Annotated in this window: 14 protein-coding genes; 11 read left to right on the forward strand and 3 right to left on the reverse strand. The window is 65.3% G+C overall.

All coding sequences use genetic code 11. The features are described 5' to 3' along the window. Nucleotides 1-115 precede the first annotated feature (115 nt). Together EH240_RS25610 and EH240_RS25615 are read left to right on the forward strand one after the other, a co-directional pair. Entirely contained in the window at nucleotides 116-445 is a 330-nt protein-coding gene (locus EH240_RS25610; protein WP_125003818.1) for a hypothetical protein, read from the forward strand. Next, nucleotides 442-1089 (forward strand): cysteine hydrolase family protein, encoded by a 648-nt coding sequence (locus EH240_RS25615; RefSeq protein WP_125003820.1) that lies wholly within the window; start codon nucleotides 442-444, stop codon nucleotides 1087-1089. Before EH240_RS25610 ends, EH240_RS25615 begins: the two co-directional genes overlap by 4 nt. Before the next feature lie 94 nt (nucleotides 1090-1183). Here EH240_RS25615 and EH240_RS25620 read toward each other — a convergent pair whose 3' ends face one another. Continuing rightward, complete coding sequence (locus EH240_RS25620) at nucleotides 1184-1591, reverse strand: winged helix-turn-helix transcriptional regulator (RefSeq protein WP_245436362.1); 408 nt, start codon at nucleotides 1589-1591, stop codon at nucleotides 1184-1186. A gap of 56 nt (nucleotides 1592-1647) precedes the next feature. On the opposite strand from EH240_RS25620, the gene EH240_RS25625 reads away from it, so the two are divergent. Continuing rightward, the gene (locus tag EH240_RS25625; protein ID WP_125003824.1) at nucleotides 1648-2418 is read left to right on the forward strand and encodes a type 1 glutamine amidotransferase domain-containing protein; all 771 of its coding nucleotides are present in this window, start codon (nucleotides 1648-1650) and stop codon (nucleotides 2416-2418) included. Between the two features lie 15 nt (nucleotides 2419-2433). On the opposite strand, the gene EH240_RS25630 is transcribed toward EH240_RS25625, so the two are convergent. Continuing rightward, complete coding sequence (locus tag EH240_RS25630; RefSeq protein WP_125003826.1) at nucleotides 2434-3774, reverse strand: FAD/NAD(P)-binding protein; 1341 nt, start codon at nucleotides 3772-3774, stop codon at nucleotides 2434-2436. Nucleotides 3775-4521: 747 nt separating this feature from the next. Here EH240_RS25630 and tauA point away from each other — a divergent pair. From tauA to EH240_RS25655, 5 genes are all read left to right on the forward strand, one after another. Further along, nucleotides 4522-5535: a taurine ABC transporter substrate-binding protein gene (gene tauA / locus EH240_RS25635; protein ID WP_125003828.1), complete on the forward strand. Its 1014-nt coding sequence runs from the start codon at nucleotides 4522-4524 to the stop codon at nucleotides 5533-5535. Between the two features lie 124 nt (nucleotides 5536-5659). Continuing rightward, nucleotides 5660-6433 (forward strand): taurine ABC transporter ATP-binding protein, encoded by a 774-nt coding sequence (locus EH240_RS25640; protein WP_125003830.1) that lies wholly within the window; start codon nucleotides 5660-5662, stop codon nucleotides 6431-6433. After that, entirely contained in the window at nucleotides 6430-7290 is an 861-nt protein-coding gene (locus EH240_RS25645) for an ABC transporter permease subunit (RefSeq protein ID WP_125003832.1), read from the forward strand. The genes EH240_RS25640 and EH240_RS25645 overlap by 4 nt, the downstream gene beginning before the upstream one ends. A 21-nt stretch (nucleotides 7291-7311) precedes the next feature. Then, nucleotides 7312-7506 (forward strand): hypothetical protein, encoded by a 195-nt coding sequence (locus EH240_RS25650; protein ID WP_125003834.1) that lies wholly within the window; start codon nucleotides 7312-7314, stop codon nucleotides 7504-7506. 49 nt (nucleotides 7507-7555) lie between these two features. After that, entirely contained in the window at nucleotides 7556-8485 is a 930-nt protein-coding gene (locus tag EH240_RS25655) for a TauD/TfdA dioxygenase family protein (protein ID WP_125003836.1), read from the forward strand. A gap of 226 nt (nucleotides 8486-8711) precedes the next feature. On the opposite strand, the gene EH240_RS25660 is transcribed toward EH240_RS25655, so the two are convergent. Next, nucleotides 8712-8897, reverse strand: coding sequence for a hypothetical protein (locus EH240_RS25660; RefSeq protein ID WP_125003838.1), 186 nt, complete (start codon nucleotides 8895-8897; stop codon nucleotides 8712-8714). Between the two features lie 307 nt (nucleotides 8898-9204). On the opposite strand from EH240_RS25660, the gene EH240_RS25665 reads away from it, so the two are divergent. From EH240_RS25665 to EH240_RS25675, 3 genes are all read left to right on the forward strand, one after another. Further along, nucleotides 9205-9567 (forward strand): septal ring lytic transglycosylase RlpA family protein, encoded by a 363-nt coding sequence (locus tag EH240_RS25665; protein WP_125003840.1) that lies wholly within the window; start codon nucleotides 9205-9207, stop codon nucleotides 9565-9567. A gap of 235 nt (nucleotides 9568-9802) precedes the next feature. After that, a complete protein-coding gene (locus EH240_RS25670) occupies nucleotides 9803-11080 on the forward strand; it encodes a polyhydroxyalkanoate depolymerase (RefSeq protein WP_125003842.1) in 1278 nt (425 codons plus the stop codon). Between the two features lie 192 nt (nucleotides 11081-11272). Continuing rightward, nucleotides 11273-11890, forward strand: a complete 618-nt coding sequence (locus EH240_RS25675; RefSeq protein WP_125003844.1) for a transglutaminase-like cysteine peptidase — start codon at nucleotides 11273-11275, stop codon at nucleotides 11888-11890. Nucleotides 11891-11909: the final 19 nt, after the last annotated feature.

The raw sequence follows: 11909 nt of genomic DNA on the forward strand, positions 1-11909 counted from the left end.
CGGCCGAGGCCAATCGAACGGCTGTTTCAACGAACCATGTCGTTCGTTGCCGGTGCCGATTCCGACATGCTAGCCGGACGCTGCACGGGGCGAACAGCAACGCGAGGAACGGCCGATGAAGATTCTTGCCTATGACAATTTCAAGCCCGGCGTCACGCTCGACGACCTCAGGCCCTATCTGCGCGACGAGGTCTCGAATGTCTGGCGGCTTTGGAAGACAGGCATCGTGCGCGAGAACTATGCGCGTGCCGATGTCGGCGGCGTTATCATCGTCTTCGAGCTCGACAGCGTCGAGGAGGCAAGGCGCTATACGGACGATTTCCCGCTGTCCAAGGCCGGGCTGCTGGAATGGCATTTCATCGCCTTCGACGCGCCGCTGCCGCTCGAATTCCTGTTCGATCCGACCATCGACATCGCCAAGCCTTGGGATCGGACGGCGGCATGATCCAGTCGAGCGAGGGTATCGAGATCCCGGCCAGCCTGGCCGAGTGGTGCGATCCGCGGCGCATGGCGCTGGTCGTCTACGATATGCAGATCGGCATCTGCCGCCAGATCGCGGACGCTGCGGCGATCATCGAGCGCACCGGGACGGCGCTCGAAGCGGCGCGCTCGGCCGGCATGCGGGTGGCGTTCACCCGCCACCTGTCCCTGCCGAAGAAATGGATGGGCGCCATGCAACTGCGTACCGCCATGACCTGGCAGCGGCGCGACGACCCCGATGCGGTCGAGCCTTGGTTCCTGCGCGACGCCGAAGCGACGCGGATCGTGCCCGAGCTCGCGCCGCGCGCGGATGAGCCGGTGTTCGACAAGCTGACCATGTCGGCCTTCGATTCTACCGCGCTCGGCTTTGCCCTCCGCGACTGCGGTGTGCGCGCCGTCGCGCTCGCCGGCATCGCCTTGGAGATCGGCATCGAGCCGACGGTGCGCCAAGCAACCGACAACGGCTTTGCCGCTCTGGTGATCGAGGACGCGTGCGGCTTCGGTAACGGACAAGCGCGCGACCGTTCGATGGCGACGCTCCGCTTCCTTGGCGAAGCCATCATCACCGATGTCGCGGGCTTCTGCGGCGCGCTCGCCGGCGCGGCCTGAGGGAAGCGCCCTTGTCTTGTTTCAACGCAATTCCGGACGAAGGCTGCGGCGAAGTCGCCGAGCCCGACCGCTTCACGCTCTTCCTGGAATTGCTCTAGGCGGCGGCCTCGATGTCGGTGCGGAAGCGCACGCCCTCGGCCCGTCCATGCACGCTGCCCCAGTCATAGAGCGCCTGGAGCGCTGCGGCGAGGTCGCGGCCGCGCTCGGTCAAAGCGTAGCGCGCCTTGCCGTCGGGCGACGTTTCAAGCACGACGAAACGGATCTCGACGAGGTCGGCCAGGCGTTGGGTCAGCATCTTGTCAGAGAGCGAAGGGATCATGCGGCGCAGTTCGGAATAGCGCAGCGGCTGCTCCTTGATCCGCGCCAGAATCACCGTCTTCCACTTGCCTCCGAGCGCATCGAGGGCGAACTCGACCGGACAGCCATAAAGTCTACCGCGTTGGGTCATGCGCCGATGGTAGGCAAGGCGCGGCTGCGACGGAAGCAGAAATTGCTCGCCCATCTGGGCGGGTTGCCACAGCCGGTTTTGTCGGCAACAGCTTCACAAGGAGAACAACGATGAGTGTGCAGGATGCCAATCCGGTCAATGCGCGAAAGCCGAAGCGGGTGGCGATCGTCATCGCCAATCCGGCTGTCTCGACCACGACCGGATGGCTGGTCGGCTTCTGGTGGAGCGAGCTCACCCATCCATGGTTCGCCTTCACCGAGCGCGGCTATCAAGTCGAGATCTTTTCGCCGGACGGCGGCAAGTGCGAGGCCGATGCACTAAGCGACCCGCGCGATCCATCGGGCTATTCGGAGGCAGACCTCATCTCGCTCGGCTTCATTTCGAGCCCGAAACTCTCGGCACTGGTCGACAATACGCAGCCGGTGGCCGAGATCAACGTCGAGCGCTTCGACGCGATCGTCGTCGCCGGCGGCCAGTCGCCGATGTTCACCTATGAGCGCGCGACCGGGCTGCAGCAGACATTCGTCGCCTTCCACGAGGCCGGCAAAGTGGCCGCCGCGTTGTGCCATGGCACCGCCATCCTGCGCTACGCCAGGCGCGCCGACGGTACGCTGCTCGCCGCCGGCAGGACAGTGACCGGCTTTGCCAATATCGAGGAGGACTTTGCAGACAAGGCGACCTGGGAGATGGGTGCGCTTGAACGCGGCAAGCACCTGATGCCGTGGCGGATCGAGGACGAGCTCAAGGCGATCGGCGCCAACTATGTCCAGGCCGGCTTGTGGCGCGGCTTTGCCGTGCGGGACGGCAATCTCATCACCGGCCAGCAGAATTTCTCCGGAGCCGAAACCGCGCGGTTGGTGTGCGAGGCGCTTGGCCGCTGACGCCGAGCCAACCCGCTAGCCCAGCAACTGCTCGCTCAGCCTGGCGCACTGGACGCGGATGTCTGGGATGGCGTCGATCTCGAAGAAGGTGCCGCGCGTCAGCGGCCCGACGGCGAGAAGTTTTGACGACACCGTGCCGTCGGCCGCGATCAGCTCGCATCTGGCTGTCACGTCGAGGCCGAGGCGAAGCGGATCCGGCCGCGCCAGGCCGCGCTCGACCAGCGAGCGCACGACGCCGTTCGAGGTGGTCGAGATGTCGCGGGCGATGCCCATGCAGTCATAGATGCGGGCGACTTCGAGCGTTTCGAGCGCCTGCGTGCCGCGCTGCTGGATCTGGACGGTGAAGCCGCCGTCCGGCTCGATGTCCACGACCCGGCCCGCGACGAGGCGGATGCGGCTCGAGCGGACCGCTTCGGTGACGCGCTCATAGACTTCCGGCGCCATGCGGTGGCGATGGATATCCCACCAGGCCTTGGTGTGCTCGACGAAGCGGCGCTTGGCTGAAGACGGCCAGTTCTGCCAGATCTTCTGGTTGAAGGGTCTCAAGCCGTCGACCACGTCGCGCCAGTCGCCGCCGCTTTTCTGGTTCTCGCGGATGAGATTGCGGAACCAGCCGACGAAATAGGAGAGCTGGGTGCCGAGCGGAATATCGGCGACGTCGAGCTTGATCGGGTTGCCCTTGCGGTGCGGCGAGGGCAGCAGGCCGCGCCGCGACACAGCTATGATCTCGCCGCGATGGCCGCGCTGCTCGAGCGACAGGAAGGCATCGACCATGCTCAAGCCCGTGCCGAGCACCAGGACCGGAGCCTCAGTGTCGAGCGCGGTGTCGGCCTCCGAACCCATTCGGATGGCACGGCCCTGGAAGGCGCCCGGCTGCTCGTCATGGCCGGTGGCGAGCACGGCGAGATGGCCGACGACGCTGGTGCCGTTGGCCAAGGCCACCTCGACGCCCGACGGGGTCGGCGAGATCGACACGCTCTCCTCGCGGATCAGCCGCAGCCTTCCGGTCTCGCGCTCGCATTCCTCGAGATCGTCGAGCAGCTCTTTCAGATAGCGGGCATAGAGGCTGCGCGGCGCGTAGAACGGTCCCTGGTCCGGCTTGGCGAGACCGCGCTCCAGCACCCAGCGCGCGAAATTGCCCGGGTCGTCGGCATAGGCGCTCATGCCGGAGGCGTTGACATTGAGCACATGCGCGGAAAGCAGCGTCGAATAGGCCATGCCCTGGCCGAAATGCGGGCGCTTCTCGATCAGCGTCACGCGGAGGTCCGGACTGGGCGATTTCAAGAGATGCGCGGCCAGCACGACGCCGCTGGCGCCGCCGCCGACAATGATGATGGAGTTGCCGCGTCCAATCATGGCTGCAAGCCGGAGTTGTTGATGATTTGGCGATCAGGCAGAGACGGGTTCCGCGAACAGGCGCAAGGCGGCGCCGGCCGGCAGCAGCGGCGCCTGGCCGATTCCACGAACGATCGCCGGAATGCGGATTCGAAGGTTGCGCATCGTTCTCTCAACTCCCAATCTTGATAAGATTACTATACTAACCCGTTCGCACACGGAACCTCGTTCCAATTCCGCCGCTATCTGAGGCATGGATTTACCAAGGGAAGTTGGTGCAGGGATTTTCGTTGCGCCGCGGGAACCATGACTTCCTCATCTAGGAAGGAGCAAGAACGACGCGACGTTGCGAATACTCTGGAATTCGAGCGTCGTGCAGCGCAGGGAAATTCGAAACACTGGCGGGACAGCATCCCCCTCTGGCCTGCCGGCCATCTCCCCCGCAAGGGGGGAGATCGGACGTCGCTGTCGCTTTCGCCAATCGCCAACGTTGGAGGAAGAGCGCCGGTCGACGAGGCTGCCAATTTCCCCCCTTGCGGGGAGATGGCCGGCAGGCCAGAGGGGGGTGTGAAGGAACGCTGCGTCTAACGGGCCTAGCACAGTCTCCGGCAGAACATCGGCGACCATCCTTTTCCGCTTCCGCCGCCGGAACTAGCCGACACTTTTCCAAGAAAACCCGCCCGGTTGGAAGGATTTAACTCTACAAACCCGATAGGATTAGGCGACGATAGAAAGGCAATCCGGTTTTCTCTTTTGGCGGGAGCCTTCATGTCAAACATCTCACGACGCATTCTGCTTCTGTCGTCCGCCGCGCTCGCGGGCGCCGCCCTGCTCGGTCCGGCCGCGGCGGAAGACCTAAAAATCACCATCGGCTACCAAACGGTGGTCGAGCCTTCGAAAGTGCCGCAGGCCGACGGCGTGTTTGAAAAAGCGACCAAGGCCGCGATCGACTGGCGCAAATTCGATTCCGGCGCCGACGTCATCGCGGCGATCGCCTCCGGCTCGGTCGATATCGGCTATGTCGGATCGAGCCCGCTGGCTGCGGCCGCCAGCCGCGAGCTGCCGATCCAGACCATCTTCGTGGTCGGGCTGATCGGCCCGTCGGAAGCGCTGGTCGCCCGCAACGGCGGCGGCATCGAGAAGGTCGCCGACCTCGCCGGCAAGAAGGTGGCCGTGCCTTTCGTGTCGACCACGCATTACAGCCTGCTTGCGGCGCTGAAGCATGAAGGCGTCGATCCGAAGGCGGTCGAGATCCTCAATCTCAGGCCGCCGGAAATCGCCGCCGCCTTCGCACGCGGCGACATCGACGCGGCCTATGTCTGGGACCCGGCGCTCGGCCAGATCAAGACGTCCGGCAAAGTGGTGCTGGACTCCTCGCAAGTGGCCGCTTGGGGCGCGCCGACCTTCGATGCCTGGATCGTGCGCAGCGACTTCGCCGAGAAGCACCCCGAGGCGGTGCGCGACTTCGTCAAGGTGACCGGCGAAGCCTATGCCCGGTACCTGGCCAAACCCGAAGCCTGGTCGGTGTCCTCGCCCGAGGCCGGCAAGATCGCCAAGCTGACCGGCGCCAAGCTGGAAGAGGTGCCGGACCTGCTCAAGGGCTATGTCTTCCCGACGCTGGACGAGCAGGCCTCGGACAAATTCCTCGGCGGCGCCACGGTCAAGGCGATCGCGGCGACGTCCGCCTTCCTCAAGGAGCAGGGCAAGATCGACGCGGTGCTGCCCGACTACTCGAAATACGTATCGACCAAATATGCCAGCGAGGCGCTTGCCTCGAACTGAGGTTGAGATGAGACAGCGCGGCCCTTCTTCCCTGGCCTTGCGCTTGCCTGCCCCGGAACGCTTACGAGGAGCGGCTTCGGGGCAGGCGCCCCTTTTTCGATCCAGCAGCGGAGGCTCGGGTCCAATGCCGCATCTGACGCTCGACAAGGTCACGGTCCACTATGACGGCCAGCCCGCGCCGGCGGTCGAACGCGTTTCGCTCGACGTCGGCAAGGGCGATTTCGTCGTGCTCGTCGGTCGCTCCGGCTGCGGCAAGACCTCGCTGCTCAACGTCGCCGCCGGTCTGGTGGAACCCGCGCGCGGCCGGGCAACGATCGGCGGCCGGCCGATCACCGCGCCCGGGCCGGACCGCGCCGTGGTCTTCCAGAACGATGCGCTGTTTCCCTGGCTGACCGCGCGCGAAAACGTCGCTTTCACGCTCAGGCTGCGCGGCGTGCCTGCGGACAGGCGGGCGCGGCGCGCCGACGAATTGCTCAAGCTGGTCAAGCTCGACAATGCCGGCGACAAGCGTATCTGGGAGCTCTCCGGCGGCATGCGCCAGCGCGTCGGGCTTGCCCGGGCGCTCGCCGCCGAGCCCGAATTCCTTCTCCTCGACGAGCCGCTGGGCGCGCTCGATGCGCTGACGCGCGAACGCATGCAAACCACCCTGCTCGACCTCTGGACGGCAGCCCAAGTCGGCGTGCTGATGGTGACGCACGGCATCGAGGAGGCACTGGTGCTTGCCACCCGCATCGTCGTGCTGGCGCCCGGACCCGGCCACGTGGTGCGGACCTTCGAAACCCATTTCGGCCGCCGCTATGCGGCCGGCGAGCCGATTCGCGCGATCAAGGCGGATCCGGCTTTTGCCGCAGCCCGCGCGGACCTGACCGATGCGATCTTCGAAGGAGAGGCGGCATGAGCGTTGGCAGCTACACGGAGCGGCCGACAGCAGAAGCCGGCGAGAAAGACGGTCTTTCGGTGCCGTGGTCACGGCCGCGGCCGAAGCGGACGGGCGTCTCGGCGCGGCCGATCAGCGCTCTCACCCTTCTCGCGCTGCTGGCGGCATGGACGGTATCGGCTGAACTGCAGCTGGTGTCGCCCGTCTTTCTTCCCTCGCCTGCCGCCGTCTGGACAAAGCTCGTCGTGGTCGCCCGCGACGGTTTCGTCGACGCGACGCTCACCCAGCATGTCGCCGCCAGTCTGTGGCGGGTTTTCGCCGCGCTGATCGCGGCGATCGGCGTCGGCGTCCCGGTGGGGCTCGCCATCGGCATCAGCAAGGTCGGGCGCGGCGTGTTCGATCCACTGCTCGAATTCCTGCGGCCGATCCCGCCGCTCGCCTACCTGCCCCTGATCGTCATCTGGTTCGGCATCGGCGAGCCGTCGAAGGTCCTGGTGATTGCGATTGCCATGCTGGCGCCGGTGGCGCTGTCGACCGCCGCCGGCGTGCGCGGCGTCTCGCGCGAGCGCATCGACGCGGCGCGTTCGCTGGGCGCGACGCGCGGACAGGTCGTGCGCCATGTCGTGCTACCCAGCGCGCTGCCCTCGATCCTCACCGGACTGCGCATCGCGCTCGGCGCCGGCTGGTCGACGCTGGTGGCGGCCGAGCTGGTGGCGGCGACGCGCGGGCTCGGCTTCATGATCCAGTCGGCGGCGCAGTTCCTGGTCACCGACGTGGTGGTGATGGGCATCCTGGTGATCGCGACGATCGCCTTCGCGCTGGAGTTCGTCATCCGCAGGATCGAGCGCGCGCTGGTTCCCTGGGCGGGGCGGGAATGATCTGAGCCAAGGAGAATGACGATGACCCATTCCACCGCAGTGCTTTTCGCCCAGGTCGGCAACTGGCTGCTTGCCAGGACAAAAGAAACCGGAGCGCCGGAGACGCCCCGGGAAGAACCGAAATCGCCGGCGCCGGTGCAACTGGACGCAGAGCGCGACCGCCTGCCGCCGCGCGACGAGAGTTTCTACTGGGCCTGGCAGTACTGGGCGCAGTGATCAGCCCCGCGGACCTTGCCTTTTTCCTCAAAGCAACCAGGAGATTTCCATGAGCAACCCAGCCCTTGTCGACCAGATCATCCCCGCGACCGATGTCATTCCGCTGACCGCCCGCGTGGGGGCGGAAATCAGGGGCATCCGCCTTGGCGGAAGCCTGTCGGATGCCGCCGTAGCGGCGATCAACCAGCTGCTTTTGAAGCACAAGGTCGTCTTCTTCCGCGGCCAGGACCATCTCGACGATTCCGAGCACGAGCTGTTCGCGCGGCGCCTGGGCGATCTTGTGCCTCATCCCACGCAAGGGCCGGTGGCGGGCACGGCCTCGATCCTCAATCTGGATTCGAGCCGCGGCGGCGGCCGCGCGGACCAATGGCACACGGACGTCACCTTCGTGGACGCCTATCCGAAATTCTCCGTCCTTCGCGGCGTCGTCATACCCGCGGCCGGAGGCGATACCATCTGGTCCAACACCCATGCCGCCTATGAAAGCCTGCCGGCGCCGCTCAAGCTGCTGGCGGACAATCTCTGGGCCATTCATAGCAACGCCTACGACTACGCCGCCGTGCGGCCTCGCGCCACCGCCGAGGAAAGGAGACATTTCGAAGAGGTCTTCACCTCGACCGTCTACGAAACCGAGCACCCTGTCGTGCGCGTGCATCCGGAAACCGGGGAGCGATCGCTGCTTTTGGGCAACTTCGTCCAGCGCTTCGTCGGCCTGTCGAAGAGCGACTCCGCGAAACTCTACGAGCTGTTCCAGACCTATGTGACCACGCCCGAGAACACCGTGCGGTGGCGGTGGCAGGCCGGCGACGTCGCGATCTGGGACAATCGGGCCACCCAGCATTACGCGGTGAACGACTATGGCGACCAGAACCGGATCGTGCGCCGCGCCACCGTCGACGGCGACGTGCCGGTCAGCGTCGACGGCCGCCGCAGCGTGACCCACGTCAAGACGGCCAAGCCGGCGGCGAAGGCCGCCTAAAGGTGTCGGGGCGCCGTCCGTCCGGTTGGATGTGGCGCCCAGGGAGCAAATCCTGGAGATTGGCCCAGCGTTGCGGTGAAGACGCTTTGAAACGCCGGCGGGACAGCACCCCCTTCTGGCCTGCCGGCCAGAAGGGGGTGAAGGATCACTACCGATCTCACCCTTGTGCTGCCCGCATTCCTCGGCCAGATCGCGGCGAACGCATCGCCTCACGACCGCGCCCCGGTCAGATGCGCGAGCGGTTCGCCCAGCCGAGGCCGAGCAGGCCGACCAGCATGGTGACGAGCCCGATATAGAGCCATTCCCTCTGGCCGGTCATGAAGCTGCCGTGGACCAGCCCAAGGCCCTGCAGCGACCACAAAACGCCGATCGCCAGCACGATCAGTGCCAGCAAAGTCCTGATCAGTCGCATCAACGAAATCCCCCTGGAAAGTCGATCCTTCACTGGAACGCACGCGCAATAGAGAAGCGAAAGGAAGCGAAGCAATCGCTCCCCCTTCTACTTGCGGATTGACGGCCGACCCTACTCAAGACGTCCCGCAAATCGGCTCAATCTTCACAAAGAATACGCCCGCGCGCGCCGGAAATGTCATGACAAACTGTTTCGAGGCGACTCCAAACGTGTGCTTTTGCCATGGAACCGCCAGACGGTTGCCGCATTTCCCGCCTCATTCGGTACCTACGGCGGGTTGTCTATAAACGGAGCCCACCCCTAAAAGATGAAGAAAACCACCCGCACCGCGTTTGTCGCGGCAACGGTCGCGGCTGGCCTGATGGCTGGCGCCTCGACCGCCTCCTCGGCCGCCGCGCAATGCGGCCGCGCTTCCTGGTACGCGCTGCATTCCAGAACCGCTTCGGGCGAGCGCATGAACCCCGCCGCGCTGACCGCAGCCCACCGCAGCTTGCCGTTCGGCACCAAGCTCAGGGTCACCAATAAGAACAACGGCCGCAGCGTGGTCGTGCGCATCAACGACCGCGGACCGTTCGTCCGGGGGCGCGTGCTCGACCTGTCCCGCGGCGCCGCCGGCCAACTCGGCTTCATCGGTTCAGGCCACACAGCCGTGTGCATGGCGCGCGTCTGAGGGTTTTGCTGTGTCCGGCAACAGGGCCGGACACATTTCCTTCGTGTTTCGGCACTGCACATTGAGCCGGCTCCGCCGCTCAGGGCCGATTTTCAACAGTTTAGACGAAAGACGCATTCGTCACGCAACATGACGTATTGCATGGCAACAATATCTTGTTAACCTCGCCGCGAGACATTCAAGGCTCGGCGCTGCTCGTCGTCCCTTTGGTCGCCAGGCAGCAGCGGGGTTCTCGATGTTCTACCAGCTCTACGAACTCAACCATGCGGCGCTGCAGCCCGCCCGCCTCTACGCCGACGCGGTGCGGCTGTTCTATTCAAACCCGCTCAACCCGGTTTCGCACACGTCCTTCGGGCGCTCGGTCGCGGCGACCGCCGAGCTGTTCGAGCGCACCACGCGCCGCTACGGCAAGCCGCAATTCGGCCTGACCAAGACCGTGGTCGACTGGAAGACCGTCGACGTCACCGAACGAACCGTCTGGTCGAAGCCGTTCGGCAACCTCGTCCGCTTCGAGCGCTCGCTGCCTGCGGGCCGCAAGCCCGATCCGAAGCTCTTGATCGTGGCGCCGATGTCCGGCCATTACGCGACACTGCTGCGCGGCACGGTCGAGGCGATGCTTCCTCACGCCGACGTGCACATCACCGACTGGGTCGACGCCCGCATGGTGCCGCTATCGCAGGGCAGCTTCGATCTCGACGACTATATCGACTACGTCATCGACATGTTCCACGCGCTCGGCCCCGACACCCATGTGATGGCGGTCTGCCAGCCCTCGGTGCCGGTGCTGGCGGCGGTGGCGCTGATGGAAAAGCGCGGCGACCCCTTCGTGCCGTCGACCATGACGCTGATGGGCGGTCCGATCGACACCCGACGCAACCCGACAGCGGTCAACCTGCTCGCGGAGGAAAAAGGCATCGCCTGGTTCCGCGACAACGTCATCATGCGGGCGCCCTGGCCGGTGCCCGGCTTCGGCCGCGAGGTCTATCCCGGCTTCCTGCAGCTTTCGGGTTTCATGAGCATGAACCTCGACCGCCACATCATCGCCCACAAGGACTTCTTCATGCACCTTGTGAAAAACGATGGCGACAACGCCGAGAGGCACCGCGACTTCTATGATGAATATCTGGCGGTGATGGACCTGACGGCGGAGTTCTACCTGCAGACCGTCGACACGGTGTTCGTGCGCCACGCCCTGCCGAAGGGCGAGATGACGCATCGCGGCGAGGCCGTCGATCCGCGCGCCATCCGCAACGTCGCCCTGCTCACGGTCGAGGGCGAGAACGACGACATTTCCGGCCTCGGCCAGACCCAGGCCGCGCACGACCTTTGCGTCAACATCCCGGCCGACAGGCAAGCCCACTACATGCAACCGGCCGTCGGCCATTACGGCGTCTTCAACGGCTCGCGGTTCCGGTCGGAGATCGTGCCGCGCATCGTCGACTTCATCGCCAGCTATGGCCGCCAGACCCGGGTGGCCGCCAAGCCGAAGCTGGTCCGCTCGGCCAAGAGCTGAGTGGATGCGGGACGCGAACCAGCCGCCGCATGGCGGCTTTGGGTGCTTGCCCGACAGCCCTGTTGCGAAATAGCCGCTGTCGGGATCGCCGAAGTAACCATGCCGCAAAACTAGCTGTTGTCTCTAATTGACACGGACTGTAGATCCCCTTTAACGTTTCGTTAATAAAAGAACAGGGCGGACCGGGGGACAATGAACTCCTCACCGATGGCGCGGACGCTGCGCTTGTGCGCAGTCGCAGGGCTGGCGATCTCGGCTCACTGGGCGGTGCCGGCTTGGGCGGCTGGCGCCATGACCACGGGCGGCCTGACATCGCAGCCGATCGGGCACTATGATTTCTGCAAAACGCGCGCGAGCGAATGCAACATTCGCCCGGCCAATCTCGAGCCGGCCAAGATGACCGACGTGCTCTGGCACAGGCTGACCAATGTGACCGCCAGGGTCAACGCCGCCGTCAAGCCGATGAGCGATCTGGACAATTACGGCAAGGACGAGGTCTGGACCTATCCGGACAACGGCTTTGGCGATTGCGAGGACTATGTGCTGGAGAAGCGGCGCCAGCTCTACCGCATGGGCATGTCGCTTGCCGATCTTTTGATCACCGTCGTGCGCAAGCCGGACGGCGAAGGCCATTCCGTGCTGACGGTGCGCACCGACAAGGGCGACTACGTCCTCGACAATCTGACCGACAGGGTCAAGGCCTGGGATGCGACCGGCTACCGCTATCTCAAGCGCCAGGCGATCGACAACACCGGCCGCTGGGTCTCGATCCGCGATGGCCAACAGGTGCTGGTCGGCTCGGTGCAGTAGGCGAAGGGCTCGGAGCCTC

The sequence above is a fragment of the Mesorhizobium tamadayense genome (assembly GCF_003863365.1).
In the GTDB taxonomy this organism is placed as follows: domain Bacteria; phylum Pseudomonadota; class Alphaproteobacteria; order Rhizobiales; family Rhizobiaceae; genus Mesorhizobium; species Mesorhizobium tamadayense.

What these genes read in the sequence shown, in the direction of transcription:
- EH240_RS25625 (WP_125003824.1), top strand. Translation starts at nt 1,648, where the DNA reads ATGAGTGTGCAGGATGCCAATCCGGTCAATGCGCGAAAGCCGAAGCGG.
- EH240_RS25630 (WP_125003826.1), bottom strand. Translation starts at nt 3,774, where the DNA reads ATGATTGGACGCGGCAACTCCATCATCATTGTCGGCGGCGGCGCCAGC.
- EH240_RS25620 (WP_245436362.1), bottom strand. Translation starts at nt 1,591, where the DNA reads ATGGGCGAGCAATTTCTGCTTCCGTCGCAGCCGCGCCTTGCCTACCAT.
- EH240_RS25675 (WP_125003844.1), top strand. Translation starts at nt 11,273, where the DNA reads ATGAACTCCTCACCGATGGCGCGGACGCTGCGCTTGTGCGCAGTCGCA.
- EH240_RS25610 (WP_125003818.1), top strand. Translation starts at nt 116, where the DNA reads ATGAAGATTCTTGCCTATGACAATTTCAAGCCCGGCGTCACGCTCGAC.
- tauA (WP_125003828.1), top strand. Translation starts at nt 4,522, where the DNA reads ATGTCAAACATCTCACGACGCATTCTGCTTCTGTCGTCCGCCGCGCTC.
- EH240_RS25655 (WP_125003836.1), top strand. Translation starts at nt 7,556, where the DNA reads ATGAGCAACCCAGCCCTTGTCGACCAGATCATCCCCGCGACCGATGTC.
- EH240_RS25650 (WP_125003834.1), top strand. Translation starts at nt 7,312, where the DNA reads ATGACCCATTCCACCGCAGTGCTTTTCGCCCAGGTCGGCAACTGGCTG.
- EH240_RS25665 (WP_125003840.1), top strand. Translation starts at nt 9,205, where the DNA reads ATGAAGAAAACCACCCGCACCGCGTTTGTCGCGGCAACGGTCGCGGCT.
- EH240_RS25615 (WP_125003820.1), top strand. Translation starts at nt 442, where the DNA reads ATGATCCAGTCGAGCGAGGGTATCGAGATCCCGGCCAGCCTGGCCGAG.
- EH240_RS25645 (WP_125003832.1), top strand. Translation starts at nt 6,430, where the DNA reads ATGAGCGTTGGCAGCTACACGGAGCGGCCGACAGCAGAAGCCGGCGAG.
- EH240_RS25640 (WP_125003830.1), top strand. Translation starts at nt 5,660, where the DNA reads ATGCCGCATCTGACGCTCGACAAGGTCACGGTCCACTATGACGGCCAG.
- EH240_RS25660 (WP_125003838.1), bottom strand. Translation starts at nt 8,897, where the DNA reads ATGCGACTGATCAGGACTTTGCTGGCACTGATCGTGCTGGCGATCGGC.
- EH240_RS25670 (WP_125003842.1), top strand. Translation starts at nt 9,803, where the DNA reads ATGTTCTACCAGCTCTACGAACTCAACCATGCGGCGCTGCAGCCCGCC.